The sequence below is a fragment of the Eubacterium ramulus ATCC 29099 genome, assembly GCF_000469345.1.
Lineage (GTDB): Bacteria > Bacillota > Clostridia > Lachnospirales > Lachnospiraceae > Eubacterium_I > Eubacterium_I ramulus.
In genome coordinates, this window is record NZ_KI271190.1 from 1 (window position 1) to 19906 (window position 19906).

Genomic DNA, 19906 nt, shown 5'->3' on the forward strand with positions numbered 1-19906 from the left:
TTGTATAATCCTTATCTAAATGACATTGGGATTTGACCCGGAGGGCATCAAGGCAGTAATTGCCGGGGAACATCCGCTCCCTGAACTGCCAGAGGAGCCCACGGTTCCGCCACGGCGAGTCAATCTCATCATCGACATTCAAGAGCGTATGGCCCAGGGCAAAGGCCCAGCCTATGAACGATGGGCCAAGGTCTACAACTTAAAGCAGATGGCGGCTGCGCTCCAGTATTTGCAGGAGCATCATCTGACAGACTATGCGGCGCTGACGGCCCGCACCGAGGCTGCTGTGGATCACTTTCACAAGCTGTCTGACGAGCTCCGCACAACGGAGGAGGCTCTTTCCAAAACCTCGGAGCTGATGGCTGCCACGGTGGACTATGCCAAGACCCGCCCGGTGTTCGATGGGTACAAGGCTGCGCGGTACAGCAAAAAGTATCTGGCCCAGCACGAAGCGGAGCTTGCCACTTACCGGGCGGCAAAGGATACTATGAACACCATACTGAACGGCGCAAAGCTCCCTAAAATTGAAGCACTAAAAAAATCCCGCCGTGAGCTGGCGCGACAAAAGAAAGCGCTTTATGCAGAATACCGGGAGGCCCAGCGGCAAATGCGGGAGGCCGTGGCAATAAAAGCGAACATTGATCATCTGCTCGGCATAACGGACGAGCGTGAGAATAAGGCACAGGAACGATAGTGACGGGCCGCAGACTACGGTGCAGCGCACCGGGACTTCGGGACAATTTGTCCCGAAGTTCAGCGGGTTTGGGGAGCTCCCCAACAAGCATTTTTGCGGGCCTGCGGCCAGCAAAAATTTCGGAGTGTGGCCACACCCGAATTGCTTGCCAAAACGCGCAACCCGCAACATGGCGCAAAAAACGGAGGTTACGCTTTCTTTTACGTTTCCTCCGTTTCTTTCGATGCTTTCATCGCTTGGATTGTAGCTTCAACGATTTTCAATTCTCTTTCGTCCAAGGCGTTCAACATGGCATCAATCCGCTTTCTGCACTCGCTCCCGCTATTTTGGGACGGGTAAAAGTATTGATCCACCGATATATCAAACATTGTGACCATCTGATAAAAGGTGTTGAGGCTTGGATGCTGGCCGTCATTTTCGTTATACATAATGGTACGCGGAGCGCGGTCAACAATATAGGCCAGTTGCTCCTGTGTCATGCCGCTGGCTTCTCGAGCCCGCTTGATAGCAAGCCCTATATCGTGAAAATCAAATCGCCGTTCATCTCGTTCTATCTTCATAACATCACCTGATATGATTTTACATTTCATGTGATATTATTTGAACGACTGCATATTTCATACTACTGACTATTTAATTTCACATACGCAAAATTGATGATCGCGGAAATGTGAGGTACAATATACCTATAACTTTGGGACAATTTGTCCCGAAGATCAGAGGTTGGTATCTAAAATAAAATCAGAAATATTGTGAGGTTTCTGTGACATTTGGGTGATATACTGAAAATGAAGGAGTGTGATACCATGCGAATTTTAGTAGTCGAGGATGATCGACTTTTGAATAATGCTTTATGCTATAACTTGAATACTGCGGGCTATGCGGTTGATTCTGCACTGACAAAATCAGCGGCCGGTAGTTTCTTGACGAAGCAGGACTATGACCTGATTGTGCTGGATGTAAATTTGCCGGACGGGAACGGTTTTGACTTCTGCCGGGAGGTAAAAGAGCGCCGCCCCGATACCGCTATTATCTTTCTGACCGCAAATGATATGGAAAGCGATATGCTCAAAGGGTATGAACTGGGCGCAGAGGATTATGTGACAAAACCTTTCCCTATGAGCGTCTTCCAAAAGAAACTGGCGGTGGTGCTGGGGCGGCTGACAAAACAATATGGTGGTGATACTTATGAGGATGGCACACTGACCATCAATTTTTCAGAGATGAGTGCTGCCCTGTCAGGAAAGCCACTTACATTCACCCCACTGGAATATCGACTTTTGAAAATCCTGATGAAAAATCCACAGATCGTTTTGACGCGGCAAGTCTTGTTGGAAAAACTGTGGGACGCAGACGGAAATTTTGTGGATGAACACGCTCTGACTGCGGCTATCAGCCGGGTACGAAACAAAATCGGAACACCTGACCGTCAGTACATCAAAACGGTATATGGTATGGGCTATATGTGGATCGGAGGGGCGCTGAAATGAATGTGCGAAAACTTTCCATCAACAAAGCCTGTATCTTTTTAGCTGTTCTCCTGCTGGCGGCAATGGTGACGGTTTCAGTGGCTTTATATGCGTTGACCCCAGATATAACCGCTGTTTGGTATGTACTATTGTTCGGCATCTTTGTGCTGTTTTGCTCTATTTGTTTTATGGTGCTGGTTCGCCGCAAATTGGCGATGTTCTCCGATGCTTTTTGCAGTTTGATGGATGATATGTTGTCCGGGAATATGCAGCCGAAACAGACTGTGGAAGAAGAAAGTCTTTTCTATAAAATTGAATATCGGTTGAACCGTTTGTATGAAATCATGCAGGAAAACAAGAACAGCATTGCACAAGAGCGGGCTGACTTGCAAGAACTTATTTCCGATATTTCTCATCAGGTCAAGACCCCGATTGCGAACTTGAAAGTGATTAACAGCACCCTGCTTGAAAATGAAATCCCTGTGCAAAAGCAAAAAGAGTTTCTTACAGCACAGGCCACCCAACTTGATAAACTGGATTTTCTCATGCAGGCTATGATTAAAACCTCGCGTCTGGAAACAGGTGTCATTTCTCTGGAAAAGAAAAGCCAGCCGCTTTATGACACGCTTGCCGCCGCATTGGGAGGTATCCTTCTGAACGCCGAGAAAAAACAGATCAATGTTCAAGTGGACTGCCCGGAGAGCTTGATCGTTTCTCATGACAGAAAATGGACAGGTGAAGCGCTGTTCAACATTTTGGATAATGCGGTGAAATATACGCCGGAGGGCGGTCAAATCCGGGTTTCGGTTGAAAGTTGGGAAATGTATGTGAAAATTGACATTACTGATACAGGCATTGGCATCTCAGAACAGCATCAGGGGGCAATTTTCAAGCGGTTCTATCGGGAGGACATCGTACATGATGTAGATGGAATTGGTATTGGTCTGTATCTGGCTCGTGAGATCGTAACCTTGCAAGGCGGTTATATTCGGGTAACATCCGAGGTTGGGAAGGGGTCAACCTTTTCTGTTTTCCTGCTTCGAGGACAGAGTAAGTACGCCGAAGAATAAATGTCACAGGCTTATGACATTTAGAACCGAATTGTCCAAAAATAATTTATAGCTCGTGACATTCCTGTGAGGTTTGGTCGTTACAATGGGCTTAACGAAAGAAAGGATGGTGTTCTTTATGAGCATTTTGCAAACGACTGAACTAAAAAAATATTATGGTTCAAAGCCCAATATTACGAAAGCACTGGATGGCGTAACCCTCTCCATTGAGGATGGGGAGTTTGTGGCTATTGTTGGTACTTCTGGCAGTGGAAAATCCACACTTCTGAATATGATGGGAGGATTGGATACTCCAACTTCCGGCAGTATCAAAGTAAAAGGAAAAGAATTGTCGAAATTCAAGGATGAACAGCTTACCATCTTCCGCAGACGCAACATCGGTTTTATCTTTCAGAATTACAATCTTGTTCCTGTGCTGAACGTCTATGAAAATATTGTTTTGCCGGTGGAGCTGGATGGTGATACCGTTGATAAGCATTTCATGAATGAAGTCGTGAAAATGCTGGCTCTCGATGAAAAGCTGAACAGTATGCCTAACAATCTGTCCGGTGGTCAGCAGCAGCGTGTAGCGATTGCCCGCGCCCTTGTTTCTAAACCGGCTATCATCCTGGCCGACGAACCTACTGGAAACCTTGACAGCAGAACCAGCAGCGATGTATTGGGTCTTTTGAAAATGACCAGCCAGAAATTTCATCAGACCATTGTGATGATTACTCATAACAATGAGATCGCCCAGCTTGCCGACCGCATTATTCGTATTGAGGACGGCCGGATTTCCGAGTAAAGGGGGCGAAAACATGACAGATATTTTATTTGGGAATAACAACAGACCTGTCTTGAAACTTCTGGCAAAGCGCTCGTTGAAAGCTCAAAAAAATACGATTGCGGTATTAGCAATCATGCTTGCTACGTTGCTTTTTACCAGTTTGTTTACGATTGCCATTAGCTTGCAGACTGCTATGCAGGAAAGTAATATGAGAACAACCGGCACTTCTGCCCATGCTGGTATCAAGCGTTTATCCTGGGAAGAATATGAGAAGCTGTCATCGGATACAGGAATAAAAGACATCGGATATTCAATTATCATAGGAAATGCCGTGGGCGATGATTTCAATAAGACGCCGACGGAACTGCGATATGGTGATGAAACTTATTCGGAACTGACCTTTAATACTCCTGATACCGGACATCTGCCGGAACAAAAAAATGAGATCGCCACCAGTCGTATTGTTCTGGATGCGATGGGACTGCCGGATAAAGTCGGTACACAAATGGAGTTGACATTTACAACCGATACGGATACATTTACCGATACCTTTACGCTTTGCGGCATTTGGGATGGGGATGCTGTGGCGTACCGTCAAACAATGCTATTATCCAAAAAATATACAGAACAGGTAGCTCCGGTCATCCATGGGGAAACGGACGGAACAACCCCACCTGTGGGAACCGGTTATATTGATGCTGTTATGATGATGCCTACGGCATGGAATATTGAAAAGCAGGCATTAGAGGTGACTTCCAAATACGGTTTAGATGAACGGGTAAGTATTAACGACGCTTACGGAATGGCAACGGTCAGTCTTTCTTCCATGCTGCCCCTTGTGACCGGTATTGCGGTTATCTTTATCGCAGGTTATCTTCTAATCTACAATGTGTTTTATATTTCTATCGCGCAGGATATTCGGTTTTATGGAATGTTGAAAACACTGGGAACCACCGCAAGACAAATAAGGAAAATCGTTTATAGAAAAGCAATTAAGCTATCTCTTATGGGTATTCCTATTGGACTATTGTTGGGATGGCCGATTGGTCGGTTGTTGCTGCCTGCGATTGTAAATATGCTAACTGATGATATAAGGATCGTTACTACGATAAATCCATTGATCTTTTTGGTAGCGATTGTCTTTTCTGCAATTACAGTTTTCATTAGCTGTCAAAAACCTGCGATATTGGCGGCTAAAGTTTCTCCGATGGAGGCACTGCACTATATTGAACAGACTGGTGGAAAGAAAAAGCAGCGGCGCAGTAAGCATATCAGCACAATGATGATGGCAAAGAACAATCTGACTCGAAACAAGAAAAAAGTAATGATTGTTACTTTGTCTTTTGCCCTTAGTATTGTTCTCTTGAATAGCGTTTATACCTATGTGACCTCCTTTGACTTTGATAAGTTTGTGGCTGATTTCAGCCTTACAGATTTTACAGTTTCCGATACAACAGTAATTAACAATTATGCGCCATATAACACAGCGAATGTAAGCCAAGATTTTATTAGCCAGGCAGAAAGTTTGAATGGTCTTGAAGATATAGGAAATATCTACTTATGGACTTCCAAACAGCCGCTTTCTGAAAACGACCTCGCCCGATTACAGGAACTCTCTGCTTCTTCCGGTGATATTGCAAATGAACTGGAAAATTATAGGGTTCGACAGGAACATGGTGTGAATGTATATGGCTTGGATGATTTTCCGGCAGAATATGTACAGGTGTTAGACGGTGAACTAAACACGGAACAGTGGAAAGCTGGAACCGGCGTGTATGTAACTCCATTGCGAATGATGGGTGATGGTTCTCTTTGCTTGTATAAACCGGGCGATCAAATTAGCGTGACACAGCTTGATGGTACAAATAAAGTGTATGATGTGCTGGCTGTGGTAAGTATTCCAAGCGCATTACAAACTCCTTTGCAGGTAGACATGGGATTGGACTATATTTTCCCAACCAATGAACTTTTGGAAAATATGGTATCCGCCGACCAGCCGGCCATGAAAACAATTTTCAATGTGGATGAAGAACACCAGCTTGCCACAGAAAACTGGCTGAAAAATTACACTACGAATACGGACACTGCTTTGGATTATCTTTCAAAAGTGACCCTGCGGCAGACCTTTGACGGGATGATCAATATGTACCGTCTTGTGGGCGGTGCTCTTTGTGCGATATTGGCTCTGATCGGCATACTGAACTTTATTAACTCCATGACAACGTCTATCTTGTCTCGGTACAGAGAAATTGCAATGCTGCAATCGGTAGGTATGACAGGACGACAGGTTAAGCAAATGTTGATATATGAAGGGATTGGTTATTCTATCTTGGGCCTTTTCGGTTCTCTGATACTTTCCGTTATAGCAAGTCTAACGGTGGTTCGGATGATGGGTGCAGAATTAACCTATTTTACATGGCATTTTACCCTGCTTCCGGTATTTCTCTGTATTATCCCTCTGATCCTCATTACAGCCATTGTTCCTTTGGTTTGCTATAACAAAATGGCACAAAAAACGGTGGTAGAGCGGCTACGCATTGCTGAATAAAATACATAGACACGAAACGGTCATCCGAAAGGGTGGCCGTTTTCAAATGTCACAAAAATGTGAATTTTTAGCCGACAAAAAGGGGCTGGCGGTGACATTTCTGTGAGGTTTCTATTTTATGATGATTGCTATAAGACAAAGGAACTCGCACACAGCGAGCATACATTGAAGGTACACCACGGATTGTTCTTGAAGTTCTTAGCGATCTGCTACACTCTGGACAGGCCATCCAACTTGCAGATGCGTTTGACACAGAGGGAATGACGGATGAAAGCATAGCAAATGTCCCTTATAGATGGATGGAATATTCTCTGTTGGTAACATTTCTAACTTCTGTTTTGGGAATTGCCCTGTTTCGGAAAAAAGAAATTCGATGAAGAAAAGGCAATAAATTTTGAAATCTCACAGGCTTGTGAGATTTCAACCCATTATTCTGTCGAAACAGAGAATGTCAGTGACATTTCTGTGAGAATTGCTTGTTAAGATAAGCGCAAAAGAAACAACCTGCCGGACGACGGTAAAAGAAAAAAAGCCGTCGTAGAGCAGACAATTTGACACGCCCATTTGAAACGGCGGCTTTGATTTTCAGAGCCGCCGTTTCTTTGCGTTTGCACAAACCTATGACGACTTGCAGGGACACGGTAGCCGATTGGAGGTTATTTTGCCGTGTCCATTTTATTATTTCATCATTCTCGTGAACTGCATCAGCTAAAAAAAGCATAGCCCCTCCATCGGAGCCGTCTGGCTTTGAATATGAAATTAAACAGTACATAACCGATAATATATTTTCATGCGCTTGTGCGGCCCTGTGTCGCGCAGGCGCATTTTGCTTTCCAGACTTCGAGACAAAGTGTCCCGAGGTGCGGTGCCGTTCTCCGCCGTTACTCCATTTCGTTTCCGACCAACCCCGAACAAACTGAAATGGAGGATTTTACGATGACTACTATCAATTTGAAAGATTTTTATTATTGGTACACGCAGGATCAGCTTATCGAAGTTTCTGACGAGGTGGCCGAGGTATTCAAGGCCGATGCCCGCTATGAAATGGCCTACCAGCGGCGGCTTTCCCGGCACAAGGCACAGTATTCTCTGGACTGCGATGACGGGATTGAATATTCCGCTTGCCTGCATGAGCCGACCCCGCAGGAGCTCCTTGAACGAATGGAAAACTTTCTTCGTCTGTGGAACGCTCTCAATTCTCTGCCGGAGATCCAAGGCCGCAGAATTGACGCACATATCATTCTTGGCAAGTCAATTAAGGAAATTGCCGAGGCCGAGGGCGTACATGAGGAGTCTATTCGCCAGTCGATCAAGCGTGGCCTTGAACGCATGAAAAAAATTTTTTGATTTTTTCTTCTTAACCCACTTGGAATTGATGAAAAAATGTCTCGGTTTATGAGAGGAGGTTTTCTTCTTAACGCAAGGGAATAACGGCAACCCTGAGTAAGTACGGGGAGCCAAACGGTGGGTGCGCGGTGACATTTCCCAAAAGAGATTGAGCGAACAACACCAACACTGTAAATGGGCCCGGCCATCCCAAGGCCATGATCCGGCGCTGAACAGGTTGGCTGCCTGTTCCTCCGGGCTTGTCGCTCTACTTGCGTTGAGAGCGCCGCACAGAAAATAACGATTGTCTTTGGACAGACCAAGTAAATATGTACGGCGCTCTCTAATATTCAAAAACTATAATAAACCTCGAGACAAAGTGTCCCAAGGTGGAGTAAGGCAACAGGCCAGCATCCCGGTGGTGCTGGCCTGTTGCGTTTCCCCACCAAACAGCGGGAGGCGTTCTATCAATCTGCGAAGGAGGTTTACCGTGAAATTAACTACACAGGAACTTGAACAAATGAGAAGCGTTGACATTGGCGCGGTGGCTGCCGAGTCCCTGCCTGATGTGAGCGGTATGACCTTTGACAATGCGCTTTCCCAAAAGGAGCGCATCTCTCGATTTTTGCAGACTGTCAAAAATCCATACTGCTTTTGCATCGGTGGTGTTGGCGTGAAAATTGAATTTGCTGAAAGCGGGCCATCTCTCCAAGATAAGCTGACGGATTTCCTGCTGCGGCAAAGAAGCGGGCTGTAACTTCGGTTACAGCTCGTTTTGCTTCTTCGAGACAAAGTGTCCCGAAGTGGAGGCATCCTTGTTGTCCTCCCCGGACAGAGTTATAATATAAGTGTAATGTGATAGGGAAGGAGGAACAATGGCACGAGCAAAAAACAGAGGGTATCAGCAGAGTTTCTCTCCCTCTTGCACAATCCGCCGCTGGCGGCTGGGCATCTATATCCGGCTTTCAAAGGAAGATTTGAAAAAAGGAAAAGACGATAGCAACAGTGTAAAGAACCAGCGTGACCTACTGAACGATTTTTACCGACGCAACATTGACGAGTTTGAAAGCATCACGGAATATGTGGATGATGGTCATACTGGAACGGACGCCAACCGTGAAGATTTTCAACGGCTCTTGGCGGATGTCATGAGTGGTAAAATCAACTGCGTTATAGTAAAAGACCTGTCCCGCTTCGCACGAAATTATAGCGATGCCGGAAGTTTGATCGATAACCTGTTTGTTCAAATGGGTGTTCGCTTTATCAGCCTTGCTGAGAATGTGGACAGCTACAAGAACCCCGACAGCGTTTCAAATATCATCGTTCCCATTACAAACGTGATGAACGATAATTACTGCTATCAGACTTCCAAAAAGATCCGGCAGGTATTTGATTACAAACGGCGCAACGGCCAGTATATCGGAGCATTTGCTCCTTACGGCTATGTAAAGCACCCAAAGGACAAGCACAGGCTGATTGTTGATCCCGATGCTGCTGAAAATGTCAAACTCATTTTCACAATGCTTATTCAAGGGTCATCAAAACGTGCTATCGCGCTGTACCTGAACGAACACGGCGTACCGAGCCCCTCGGCTTACAAGGTACAAAAGGGCCTGCCTGTTTCGACAAGAGGGTATGACGATCCTATGTGGGGAGTCCGCATGATCCACTCCATTCTTACCAATCCGACCTACACCGGGGATTTAGCCCAAGGCCGAAGCCGGGTGAAAAGCTACAAGGTACACCAGATTGAAGCTGTTCCCCGTGAGGAATGGGTAGAAGTCGCTGGAACGCATGAGGCCATTATCGACTATGAAACTTTCGATAAGGTACAGGCTCTCTTACAGCGTGATACCCGTACTTCCCCGAAAGGCCGTGAGGTACATTTATTCAGCGGCTTTCTGAAATGTGCCGATTGCGGGCGGGCCATTACCCGATGCGTTGGCAAGAACAACAATGTATATTATTCTTGCTCAACCTACAAGAACCGTTCCCGGACAGCCTGCACCATGCACTCAATCAAGCATGAACGGCTGGAGGCTGCTGTTTTGTTCGCTGTACAGCATCAGGTACATTTGGCTGTTTCCTACTCGGAAATCGTCACGCAGATCAATTCCGCTCCAATCAAAAAAAGCCAGTCTTACCGACTGGACGATCTGATAGCTGCAAAAGAGCGGGAACTGACAAAGATAACACGCTACAAGCAATCTCTTTATCAGGACTGGAAAGACGGTGAAATCACCCAGCAGGAATACCGGGATATGAAGGCTGACTATGAACGGCAGACTTCTGATATTTCCGCGGTGCTTACCCGGCTGAACGCTGAACGCGCAGAACTGGCAAACGGTGTGGACAACGAGCATCCTGCACTGGTAGCCTTTATGAAGTATCAGAACATTGAAGCCCTCAACCGTGAAATCTTGGTTGAACTTGTGGACTATATCAAGGTCTATGAAAACGGCAATATCAGCGTGAAATTCAAATTTGCTGACGAGCTCCGCAAGATTGCCGAGTACATTGAAATCAACACTACGGAAGATACCGCAGTAGCGGGCTAACCCCCGCTACAAACCCCTTTGACAGTGTGTTTTCCTAATAGGCGCTAATCATATGAAATTAATATGAAAAATAGGATAGAGAACAGTATCTAAAAAGTAATCATGTTTTGTATAAAAAATAATAAAAAGCAGTTGATATTTTTCGTGAAATGTGCTAATTTACTATAAAACACAAACGAAATAAAAAAGTGTTTATGAAATACATAAACGAATATGCGAAACGTAACCAAAAAATACGATCAAGCGGATATCATATATGAAAAGGAAGGATGCCTGAAGATGGAATTCAAAGAGCTTACATTAGAGGAGTTAACCAGAGGGTATGTCTGGTCGGAAGAAGAACAGCTGTATCAGTGCATTTTCTGTGGGGATAAATTTGAAGAGGGATTGATTTATTCTTCCAGAGGGAAATCTGTGAATGCACTTCGTGCGATGCAGGAACATATTTTTGATGAGCACGGCAGTGTATTTGAGTGTCTTTTGGATCTGGACAAGCAAATGAACGGGCTTTCTGATGCGCAGAAGGATGTATTGGAAGGTTTATATTATGAAAAGGACAATAAAGCAATCGGTGAAGAAATGGGGATCAGCGATGCAACTGTCCGGACATATAAATTTAATCTGCAGAAAATGAAACGGAGGGCGCGGATTTTTCTGGCAATGATGGAACAGATAGAAAATGAAGAAATCATTGCTTTGCGCAAACGTCTCGAACCGGAACAGAACGTGGAGAATATCCGCAAACCACACTTTGATACGCAGTTTGGAGCAAATCTGCTCCATCCGTTTTTTACACAGTATAATTTTAAATAACTATGGAACGGATTTTTGTAGTAAAGGAAGGTAAAAACCATGAATGGGGACATACATATACAGCAGGTTCAACTCAGACAGAAAAGAAATTTGATACTATTTATTATCAGTTATGTTATTAACAATCTGGCCAGCGGCATTTTATATGATACTTATGTAAATTACCTACAAGAGGTGTCATTGCCGACAGCAACATCTTTTTGGGCTTTTTATGGATATGCAACGTTTTTGAGCGCATTGATTTTGTTGCTTGTTCCGAAAAGTGGATATAAAAAATTGCTGCTGTTCTGTGCAGCATCGACATCCGCAGCATTTTTCTGTGTTGTGTTTGTCAAGTCAGCAACCATTTTTTACTTGTCAACGCTTCTTGCACTGACCGGAGTACAGCTGCATTTCATTATGCTGGCTCCTTATGTGGCAGCATATGCCGGCAGTGCAGGTGGGAAGAGTATTGACTGGTATACACGTACGTATTATATGGGATATGTTGGATATTTCCTGACCACATTCCTTGGAGGTGCAGCAACCGTTAAATTGTTTTCTTCACATGCAGGTATATCCTTCGAAAGAGCAAGAAAATTGACGGAGTATATTACAGAAACGACCGGAAGTACCCGTGATGCGTACCTGGCTGGGAACAGAGATGTATTGATCATTACCGGTGTCGTGACATTGTTATCGATTATACCGATTCTCTTTATCCGTGAAGAAAAATCAGATTATATTTCTGTAGATGAACAGCAGACAAAGAAACAGAGCCTTCCGGAAAGAGTCCGTGATATCTTAAGTGTGCTGTTTCGGAAAGATGCCATGATGTATTTAATCTACTGGGCACTGATCTCCTTTGCGATGGGATTATTTACTTCTTACTATACCGTATTCCTGAACCGTAACCTGCATATAGATAAAGCAACATCTTCGCTGTTAGTATCTATTTCTTATGCGGCAATTGTGTTGTTTATGCTGTTTACACCATTTGTTGTAAAAAAATTGGGAACGGTGGGAACCATCTGTTTTACGGTACTTTTATCGATACCGTTTATGCTGATCATTGCAAATGGCAATCATTTCGGAAAAGCGATGATTCCGATGGTTGGAATCGGACTGTTTATGAGAGCAGGGCTTGCCAATCTCGGAAGTCCTGCAGACAGTTCACTTTCCATGATGCTTGCACCTAAAAATCTGCGTCCTGCCTTCACTTCGGTTGTAAACTTTATTGCCGGAATTGTCAGCATCATCAGCGGACATTTTACAGGAAGCATCCTTTTTACGACACAGGAAGGATATCGGACAGCCTATTATATTGCAGCCGCTTTATATTTTGTTGCAGCACTTGTGATCATCACTTTATTTAAGAAATATAACAGAAAAGAGGCAGAAGAATGACCTATCAGTCACAGCTTACAGAGCTGAGGGGAATGATTGAAAAAATAGAATATTACAAATATACCACAGATGCGCTTATTTACTGGGATAAAATTACTTACATGCCCAGAAATGCGATTGAATATCGAAGTAAAGTCATGTCTTTTCTGGCCGGAGAGCAATATCGGCTGCTTTCTGACACCAGATTTCAGAAGCTGATTCGATTTTTTAAGGGAAATGCGAAAAATGATTTTGTCACCAATGCCATGATCAGAAGGTTGATCCGTAATTCTGAAAGTATCCGAGCTGTACCGGAAGCAGAGTATCAGAAGTATGTGCAGCTGATTGCTGTTTCGGAACAGGTATGGGCAGAGGCGAAAGAAAAGAATGATTTTAGTTACTTTCGACCGTATCTGGACCGGATTTTCAAAACGTTCCGCAATTTTGCGGAATACTGGGGATATGAAAAAGATCCGTATGATGCTCTTTTGGGTTACTACGCAGAAGAACTTACGACAGAAACGATCGATACGATGGCGGCTCAGTTAAAGCCGGTTTTGATTGAACTTCTGAATTTGGTTGAGGAAAAAAACAAAACCGGGTCAGCACCGAAAAAGATAGATATCGGGCCGGTCAGCCGTGAACAACAGCAGGCTGTATGGACGATGATCTTAGAAAAAATAGGTTTCAACTTTGATAGCGGAAGGGTGGATATCGGTTCACATCCGACCATTCTGGCAAATTCGCCGGATGATATAAGAGTAGTAAATACATTTTCCGAAAATGGTTTCTGGGGAGGAATTCTTAATATATTACACTGCGGTGGACGAGGGGTCTATAAGCAGTCAATCAGCAGGGAACTTATGGGAACTCTGCTTGCCGAATCACCGACATTTGCGGTAGAGGAAGCAATCGGAAGATTTTACGAAAATATCATCGGACGGAGCAAGGGATTTTGGCAATATATTTATGAGCCACTTACAGACATCCTTCCGCAGTTGAAAACATATACACCGCAGGATTTATTTGAGGCGGTCAATCATGCACAACCGTCTCTGATCCGGCTAGAAGCAGATGAGCTGACCTATCTGCTCCATATCATTATCCGATATGAGCTGGAAAAGGATCTGATCAGCGGTGCGCTGGATGTCGATGATCTGCCAGATGCATGGAGCAGCAAATATGAAGAGTATCTTGGTATCCGACCGGAGCATGATGGGGAAGGCGTGCTGCAGGATATTCACTGGGCTGCAGGATATGTTGGATTTTTTCCGTCTTATTTTATGGCAAATGTTACAGCTGCCCAGATGGCGGCAGTCATGGCGCAGGAAATCGGAGATCTCGATCAGCTGATGCAGCAGCAGTCATTTGATAAGATCAATGATTGGCTTACGCAGAATATATATTGCTACGGCGCAGTTTATTCTGGTCGGGAGCTGATGGAAAAAGTCTGCAGAGGAACTTTTTCATCCACTTATTATATTGATTACTTACGGAATAAATATTCCGAAGTATATAAATTGTTCTAAAAATAAACAAAAAGGAGAAGAATTATGAACAAGTTACTTGCAAAAATCGGCTTGGGCGAAAAAATGTCCAAAAACTTTCTGGCAATCCTGATTGTTGCTTTTGGTGGTGCAATTATCTATGGATTACCGTATTTCCGTTTTGACTACTATGATGTCTATCTGGAAACGTACCATCTGACCAATACACAGATGGGTGTGTTCGGTAGTGTACTTGGGGTTTTCGGAATGATTTCTTACTTATTTGGTGGTGTCGTAGCTGACCGTATTTCCACACGAATTATCCTGACGGTATCTTTGATCGGAACAGGTCTCGGTGGATTCTTACATCTGCTTCCACTTGGTTTTAAAGCACTTGTATGTCTGTATGCATTCTGGGGAATCAGTTCTTTGTTTGCATTCTGGCCGGCTTGTGTAAAAGCAGTTCGTATCCTCTCAGATTCCGGAGATCAGGGAAAAGCGTTTGGTTTCTTTGAAGGTGGAAGAGGTATCGCTGCTGCTCTGATGGCAATCGCTGCTGTTGCTGCATTCAGAATTGGTGCAGGAAAGATGGAAAATCAGGCACAGGGTATGAGATATGTTATCATTTTCTATTCTGTACTGACAATTGTAATGGGTATTCTTGCATTCTTTACTGTAAAAGATCAGAAAATGGAAGCCAGCGAGAGAATTTCTTTTAAAGGTATCGGAGAGGTTCTGAAACTTCCGGCAGTTTGGATCATCGCATTTGTTACATTCTGCAACTATGTATTTACACTGTCTCTTTACTACTTCACACCATATGCAACAAGTATCCTTGGCGCAACTGTAACATTCGCAGCTACACTTGCAGCAATGAAGAGATGGTTCTCTCTGTTTGGTAATGTTGGTGGTGGTTTCATCACAGATAAAGTTGGTACAGGAAGAATGTTACTGATCTCCTTTATCGTTATGGTTGCAGGTACTCTGGGAATCGTACTCCTTCCGACAAATGCAGGAAGTATCATTGCATTTACAATTCTGTTTATTGTAATTTACATTTTCTATAACGTAAACTATGCAATGACATGGGCAATGATGGATGAAGGTGCTATTCCGGAGAAATACTCTGGTACAGCTGCAGGTATTATTTCAACCATCGGATTCCTTCCGGAAATCTTCTGCTCTCTGTTAGCAGGTTCACTGATCGATGGTCATCCGGGTGTAACAGGATACAGACAGTATTTTGGATTCCTGATCGCAATGCTCGTTTTAGGTGTTGTTTTTGTATGCATCTGGATGAAATTTTTGAAAAAAAGAAAAGCAAAGGAAACTGATAAATAATATGAATCAAAAACCTTATATCATAGAAAAAGTATATGTTGAAACACCGGTAGATACCGATGGCGACGGAAAAAAAGATCTGATTGCCGTATATCTCAGACTTCCGAAGGAAGTAGAGGAAGGCAAAAAAGTTCCGGCAATTTATGTTGCAAATCCATATATGCTGACATGTAACGAAGACTGGTATGTGCCGTACAATGTAGATTGTGAAGTGAAAGCTTTTCCGGCACAGGATATCAAAGAAGAAGATATCTGCTTCGATTATGAGGCTTATGAGAAAAAAATTACATCCACTGTATTTGAGGAGCGCCCGACGATGGGATGCGTAGAGCATGCTCCGATTGATGCAGAACCGGAATTTGAATGTGTATGCGAAGCATATGAATACTTCAATGAAAGAGGCTATGCGACGGTTCTTTGTGGTGGTCTCGGAACCCGTGACTCGGAAGGATTTACACTGACCGGATCCAGAGAAGAAGTACTTGCATTCAAAGCAGTTATTGACTGGCTGAATGGCAGATGCCGCGCATTTACCAACAAGACAGACAATATTGAAATTTTGGCATCCTGGTGTACAGGAAACGTGGCAATGACTGCAAAATCTTATCTTGGTACTATGTGTATCGGTGTGGCTACTACAGGCGTAGAAGGACTCAAAACAATTATTCCGGAAGCCGCCATTTCCAACTGGTATGCATATTATCGTACCGGAGGACTGAATCTTCCGGCTATTGGCTGGCAGGGAGACGACGTGAATATTCTTGCAAAATACTGTTTCAGCCGTGCAAAAGATCCGGAAGACTATGAAAGTATCAAAGAAGCATATGCAAAAGCTCAGGATGAAATGATCCAGGCACAGGATCGTGCAACCGGAAATTATAATCGTTTCTGGGATGAGCGTAATTATCTGAATCTGGTAGATAAAATCAAAGCATCTGTTTTTATTGTTCATGGAATCAATGACTGGAATGTAAAGACAAATCAGTGTATTCCGTTCTTTGAGGCACTGGAAAAGCAGGGAATTCCTGCAAAGATGATGCTGCATCAGGGTGAGCATGTTTATATCCATACACTGAAAGATTCCAACATGCTTGATATTATGTACCGCTGGCTGGAGCATTATCTGAAAGGGGTAGATAATGGTATTGAGAAAGAACCTGCAGTTCTGGTAGAGAGCGGTAGTGACCAGTCCGTATGGATGGCATCTGACACATGGCCACCGAAAGGATGGGAGGCAGAGACATTCCCAATCAGTGAAACCGGTGAAGGCATGATCGTGGATGATCTTTCCAGCACTGTATATGACAGATCAGCAGATAATCTTGGGGCATGGCTTGATGAACTTGTATTAAATGACGATGCTGAGTACAAAAACCGTATGAAATATATCTGGGATCCGTTTGCGGAAAAAGGAACATCTGCTCATACAAAAGAGTCAGGGGAGAATATCAGAATCTCCGGTACAGTAAAAGTATCCTTCGATGCTGCAATTGATCGGGAAACAGCTATCCTGAGTGCTATGCTGGTTGATCTGGGGGACGCAAAGCGTATTACCGCAGAAGAAATCAAACATCCAGACGGAACATATAGCTTTGGTCTTGAAGCAGAACCTTCAAAATATAAAGTCATCTCTCGTGGATGGATAAATGCACAGAACAGATCCTGCATCTGGAAAAAGGAAGAAATCAAACCGGGTGTATCTTATCATTATGAGATTGATATGGTTCCGACTGATCACGTTCTGGATGAAGGGCATGAACTCGCATTGATCCTCTATGGTATTGATGCACAGGCGACACAGAGACCGGATACGGTAACAACCATTACCGTTGATCAGGCAAGCATTCATGCAATGATGCCAATTGTTAGATAAAAAATCAAGTCGAACGCACGTGAGACTTGGTGTGTGATTCTGGTCAGCGAAAGCTGACATATTCTTTTCAGATAAAATTACTGTTTTTTAAGAACGACTGACCGCTTTCGCGGCAGTCGTTCTTTTTTCTGTCCTTTTATGATTAGATTATATGATACATAATAAGAAAAGTAAAACGATTGTATCTTTGCGATATGTTAAGCAAAACTTAATAATAGAAATTTTGAAAAATAAATGATTTTCACTATAATATCAAGGATCGTATTTATCCTGCAATTTTATTCAGTAAACCAGTGGACTGAAGGAACAGAATAAACATAATAACCGGCATAATATAACGAATCATCACATTATAAAGTTTTTTTCGGCGGAATGTTTCACCATTTAACTCCATCTCCGCGGCAATCCAGGATGGCTTTACGATCCATCCAATCAGAATAGATGAGAGCAGTGCGATAAACGGCATCAGAAAACTGTTGCTGATATAATCCATGATGTCTAATAACTGTCCGGTGCTTCCGCTTGGCAGCTGCACTTCCACATAAAATGTGCTGTAACCCATTGCAATGATTGCGGTTGCAGCCAGATAAATGACCGTTAAAATGCTCGTAACTTTTTTACGTTCGGCATGGAATAATTCCATGCAGTTTGCAGTAATAGATTCCAATACGGAAATACAGGATGTCAATGCTGCAAATGCTGTCAGTATGAAGAACATCAATCCGATGAGTCTTCCTGCCAGTCCCATGGAATAAAATACGTTCGGCAGGGAGATAAACATCAGACCGGGTCCTGCAGACATTCCGTCTAATCCGGAAAATACATAAACGGCCGGGATGATCATAACACCTGCAAGCAGAGCAACACCGGTATCCATCAGCTCAATCTGGGAGATAGATTTATTTAAGTTTACATCTTTCTTTACATAAGAGCCGTATGTAATCATGATTCCCATGGATACGCTTAAGGAGAAGAATAACTGGCTCATTGCATCCAGGGAAATCTGTAAAAATCGTGTTACCGTAAGTCCTTTTACATCAGGTGTCAGATATACTTTTAGACCCTGCAGACCGGTTCTGACCGTTCCATCTTCCAGCGGATGTTTTAATGTCAGAGAGAAGATCGCGATTCCGATTACCATCAGTAAAAGTATGGGCATAATAAATTTGGATACACGCTCAATGCCTTTTTCCACTCCGTTATATACGATCAACGCTGTTAAAAACATAAAGATCAGACCAAACCATACGGAAGAAGGAGAGGAGATAAAGTTTGTAAAGCAGTTACTTTCTACCGCTTCTTTTCCGGAACCGGTCAGATAGATGGTAATATATTTCAGGATCCATCCACCAATGACAGCATAATAAGTCATGATCAGTACGGGTACAAAAAAGGTCAGAATACCTAAAAATTTCCATTTCTTTTTCATTTCCTGATATGCGTAAATTGCACTTTTTCCGGTTTTTCGACCGATGGCAATATCGGTAGTAAGCAGTGTGAAGCCGACCGTAAAAACCAGTATCAGGTATATGATCAGAAACAGGCCACCGCCGTCTTTTGCTGCAAGGTATGGGAATCTCCATAAATTGCCGACACCAACGGCACTTCCGGCAGCTGCGAATACAAATCCGAGCTGGCCACTAAATCCATTTTTTTGTTTCATAAGCTCATTCACCTCATAAATTTTAAAATCACAGAAATGCACAGAAGATTCAAGTCGAACGCACGTGAGACTTGGTGCGTGATTCTGGTCAGCGAAAGCTGACATATTCTTTTCAGATTTCTTATCAAAAATTCCAGAGCATTCCTGAAATGTGGCAACGAAAAAATCGCCACTTAAGCATAATAGCACTAAATCTCTGCAAAGTACAGTAATTTTACAAGAAAATGAAAAACATTTTCAAATCATATTGACATTTGAAAAAATGGTGATAAAATGAAAACAATTTTCAAATTAGAGAGGGATAACAATGGGAAAAGCACAATATAAAACAAAACAGATGAGTGAAATTTTGAATTTCCTTCAACAAATGGAAGGAACGCATGTTACAGTAGCTGATATCTGTGATTATTTTAAGAAAAAAGGAATTGCAGTCGGTATGACAACGGTCTATCGTCAGTTAGACAAAATGGTCAGTGAAGGACTGGTTGCTAAATATGTGATTGATGGAAGCAGCAGTGCGTGTTTTGAATATACTGGTGATAGCAGACATGAATGTAAAGAGCAGACGTATCATTGTAAATGCGAAAAATGCGGGAAACTCATTCATTTGCAGTGCAGCGAAGTGGAAAACCTGACGCAACACATCAAGGAGCATCATGGATTCAAATTAAATCCGTTACGTACCGTTTTCTATGGAATATGCAGTGACTGCCAAAAATCAGAAATATAATGAGGTAGTGGAAAACATTCTTCAAATTTTTAACTTTGGATTCCATGCAGTCTACGACATCTGATGATGTTAAAAACGGAACTACATATCTGTCTGTAATGCAGAGTAATCTGGATGTCTTAAAACAGGCTTTGCAGTAGGAGGATGGTATGGCACAACTTATTGTAAATATTTAACAAAAGTTAGCAAGAATTCTCCTCGTA

At 43.2% G+C, this 19906-nt stretch carries 15 protein-coding genes and 1 pseudogene; 14 read left to right on the top strand and 2 right to left on the bottom strand.

Annotation, left to right across the window (positions count from 1 at the left end; translation table 11 throughout):
• Positions 1–28 precede the first annotated feature (28 nt).
• A pseudogene (locus HMPREF0373_RS15190) lies at positions 29–694 on the top strand (relaxase/mobilization nuclease domain-containing protein); the annotation flags it as partial.
• Between the two features lie 200 nt (positions 695–894).
• Here the strand turns inward: HMPREF0373_RS15190 and HMPREF0373_RS15195 are convergent.
• Positions 895–1254: a helix-turn-helix domain-containing protein gene (locus HMPREF0373_RS15195; RefSeq protein ID WP_014080204.1), complete on the bottom strand. Its 360-nt coding sequence runs from the start codon at positions 1252–1254 to the stop codon at positions 895–897.
• 246 nt (positions 1255–1500) lie between these two features.
• Between HMPREF0373_RS15195 and HMPREF0373_RS15200 the strand changes: the two genes are divergently transcribed.
• The 12 genes from HMPREF0373_RS15200 (at position 1501) to HMPREF0373_RS15260 (ending at position 17310) form a co-directional block, all read left to right on the top strand.
• Positions 1501–2184, top strand: a complete 684-nt coding sequence (locus HMPREF0373_RS15200; RefSeq protein ID WP_044964924.1) for a response regulator transcription factor — start codon at positions 1501–1503, stop codon at positions 2182–2184.
• A complete protein-coding gene (locus HMPREF0373_RS15205; RefSeq protein ID WP_021740691.1) occupies positions 2181–3233 on the top strand; it encodes a sensor histidine kinase in 1053 nt (350 codons plus the stop codon). The genes HMPREF0373_RS15200 and HMPREF0373_RS15205 overlap by 4 nt, the downstream gene beginning before the upstream one ends.
• A gap of 118 nt (positions 3234–3351) precedes the next feature.
• Positions 3352–4017 (top strand): ABC transporter ATP-binding protein, encoded by a 666-nt coding sequence (locus tag HMPREF0373_RS15210; protein ID WP_014078567.1) that lies wholly within the window; start codon positions 3352–3354, stop codon positions 4015–4017.
• 13 nt (positions 4018–4030) lie between these two features.
• The gene (locus tag HMPREF0373_RS15215; protein WP_021740693.1) at positions 4031–6547 is read left to right on the top strand and encodes an ABC transporter permease; all 2517 of its coding nucleotides are present in this window, start codon (positions 4031–4033) and stop codon (positions 6545–6547) included.
• A 936-nt stretch (positions 6548–7483) separates the two neighbouring features.
• Complete coding sequence (locus HMPREF0373_RS15225; protein WP_044964933.1) at positions 7484–7894, top strand: sigma-70 family RNA polymerase sigma factor; 411 nt, start codon at positions 7484–7486, stop codon at positions 7892–7894.
• A gap of 469 nt (positions 7895–8363) precedes the next feature.
• The gene (locus HMPREF0373_RS15230; RefSeq protein WP_021740696.1) at positions 8364–8630 is read left to right on the top strand and encodes a DUF6870 family protein; all 267 of its coding nucleotides are present in this window, start codon (positions 8364–8366) and stop codon (positions 8628–8630) included.
• A gap of 118 nt (positions 8631–8748) precedes the next feature.
• On the top strand, positions 8749–10431 hold the full coding sequence (locus HMPREF0373_RS15235) for a recombinase family protein (RefSeq protein ID WP_021740697.1): 1683 nt from the start codon (positions 8749–8751) through the stop codon (positions 10429–10431).
• A 279-nt stretch (positions 10432–10710) separates the two neighbouring features.
• Positions 10711–11244, top strand: coding sequence for a LuxR C-terminal-related transcriptional regulator (locus HMPREF0373_RS15240; protein WP_154314471.1), 534 nt, complete (start codon positions 10711–10713; stop codon positions 11242–11244).
• A gap of 39 nt (positions 11245–11283) precedes the next feature.
• Positions 11284–12630 carry an MFS transporter gene (locus HMPREF0373_RS15245; protein ID WP_021740699.1) on the top strand — a complete coding sequence of 449 codons (1347 nt, stop codon included), beginning with the start codon at positions 11284–11286 and terminating at the stop codon, positions 12628–12630.
• The gene (locus tag HMPREF0373_RS15250) at positions 12627–14138 is read left to right on the top strand and encodes a carboxypeptidase M32 (protein WP_021740700.1); all 1512 of its coding nucleotides are present in this window, start codon (positions 12627–12629) and stop codon (positions 14136–14138) included. Before HMPREF0373_RS15245 ends, HMPREF0373_RS15250 begins: the two co-directional genes overlap by 4 nt.
• A 24-nt stretch (positions 14139–14162) precedes the next feature.
• On the top strand, positions 14163–15437 hold the full coding sequence (locus HMPREF0373_RS15255) for an MFS transporter (RefSeq protein WP_021740701.1): 1275 nt from the start codon (positions 14163–14165) through the stop codon (positions 15435–15437).
• A gap of 1 nt (position 15438) precedes the next feature.
• Positions 15439–17310 (top strand): Xaa-Pro dipeptidyl-peptidase, encoded by a 1872-nt coding sequence (locus HMPREF0373_RS15260; RefSeq protein ID WP_021740702.1) that lies wholly within the window; start codon positions 15439–15441, stop codon positions 17308–17310.
• 265 nt (positions 17311–17575) lie between these two features.
• On the opposite strand, the gene HMPREF0373_RS15265 is transcribed toward HMPREF0373_RS15260, so the two are convergent.
• Positions 17576–18973: a sodium-dependent transporter gene (locus HMPREF0373_RS15265; RefSeq protein WP_022035247.1), complete on the bottom strand. Its 1398-nt coding sequence runs from the start codon at positions 18971–18973 to the stop codon at positions 17576–17578.
• Positions 18974–19280: 307 nt separating this feature from the next.
• On the opposite strand from HMPREF0373_RS15265, the gene HMPREF0373_RS15270 reads away from it, so the two are divergent.
• The gene (locus HMPREF0373_RS15270; protein ID WP_021740704.1) at positions 19281–19703 is read left to right on the top strand and encodes a Fur family transcriptional regulator; all 423 of its coding nucleotides are present in this window, start codon (positions 19281–19283) and stop codon (positions 19701–19703) included.
• The last annotated feature ends 203 nt before the right edge of the window (positions 19704–19906 follow it).

Bases quoted from the DNA above. Each gene is read 5' to 3' on its own strand.
- HMPREF0373_RS15250 (WP_021740700.1), top strand. From the start codon at position 12,627: ATGACCTATCAGTCACAGCTTACAGAGCTGAGGGGAATGATTGAAAAA.
- HMPREF0373_RS15240 (WP_154314471.1), top strand. From the start codon at position 10,711: ATGGAATTCAAAGAGCTTACATTAGAGGAGTTAACCAGAGGGTATGTC.
- HMPREF0373_RS15255 (WP_021740701.1), top strand. From the start codon at position 14,163: ATGAACAAGTTACTTGCAAAAATCGGCTTGGGCGAAAAAATGTCCAAA.
- HMPREF0373_RS15260 (WP_021740702.1), top strand. From the start codon at position 15,439: ATGAATCAAAAACCTTATATCATAGAAAAAGTATATGTTGAAACACCG.
- HMPREF0373_RS15225 (WP_044964933.1), top strand. From the start codon at position 7,484: ATGACTACTATCAATTTGAAAGATTTTTATTATTGGTACACGCAGGAT.
- HMPREF0373_RS15215 (WP_021740693.1), top strand. From the start codon at position 4,031: ATGACAGATATTTTATTTGGGAATAACAACAGACCTGTCTTGAAACTT.
- HMPREF0373_RS15245 (WP_021740699.1), top strand. From the start codon at position 11,284: ATGAATGGGGACATACATATACAGCAGGTTCAACTCAGACAGAAAAGA.
- HMPREF0373_RS15270 (WP_021740704.1), top strand. From the start codon at position 19,281: ATGGGAAAAGCACAATATAAAACAAAACAGATGAGTGAAATTTTGAAT.
- HMPREF0373_RS15235 (WP_021740697.1), top strand. From the start codon at position 8,749: ATGGCACGAGCAAAAAACAGAGGGTATCAGCAGAGTTTCTCTCCCTCT.
- HMPREF0373_RS15205 (WP_021740691.1), top strand. From the start codon at position 2,181: ATGAATGTGCGAAAACTTTCCATCAACAAAGCCTGTATCTTTTTAGCT.
- HMPREF0373_RS15200 (WP_044964924.1), top strand. From the start codon at position 1,501: ATGCGAATTTTAGTAGTCGAGGATGATCGACTTTTGAATAATGCTTTA.
- HMPREF0373_RS15210 (WP_014078567.1), top strand. From the start codon at position 3,352: ATGAGCATTTTGCAAACGACTGAACTAAAAAAATATTATGGTTCAAAG.
- HMPREF0373_RS15195 (WP_014080204.1), bottom strand. From the start codon at position 1,254: ATGAAGATAGAACGAGATGAACGGCGATTTGATTTTCACGATATAGGG.
- HMPREF0373_RS15265 (WP_022035247.1), bottom strand. From the start codon at position 18,973: ATGAAACAAAAAAATGGATTTAGTGGCCAGCTCGGATTTGTATTCGCA.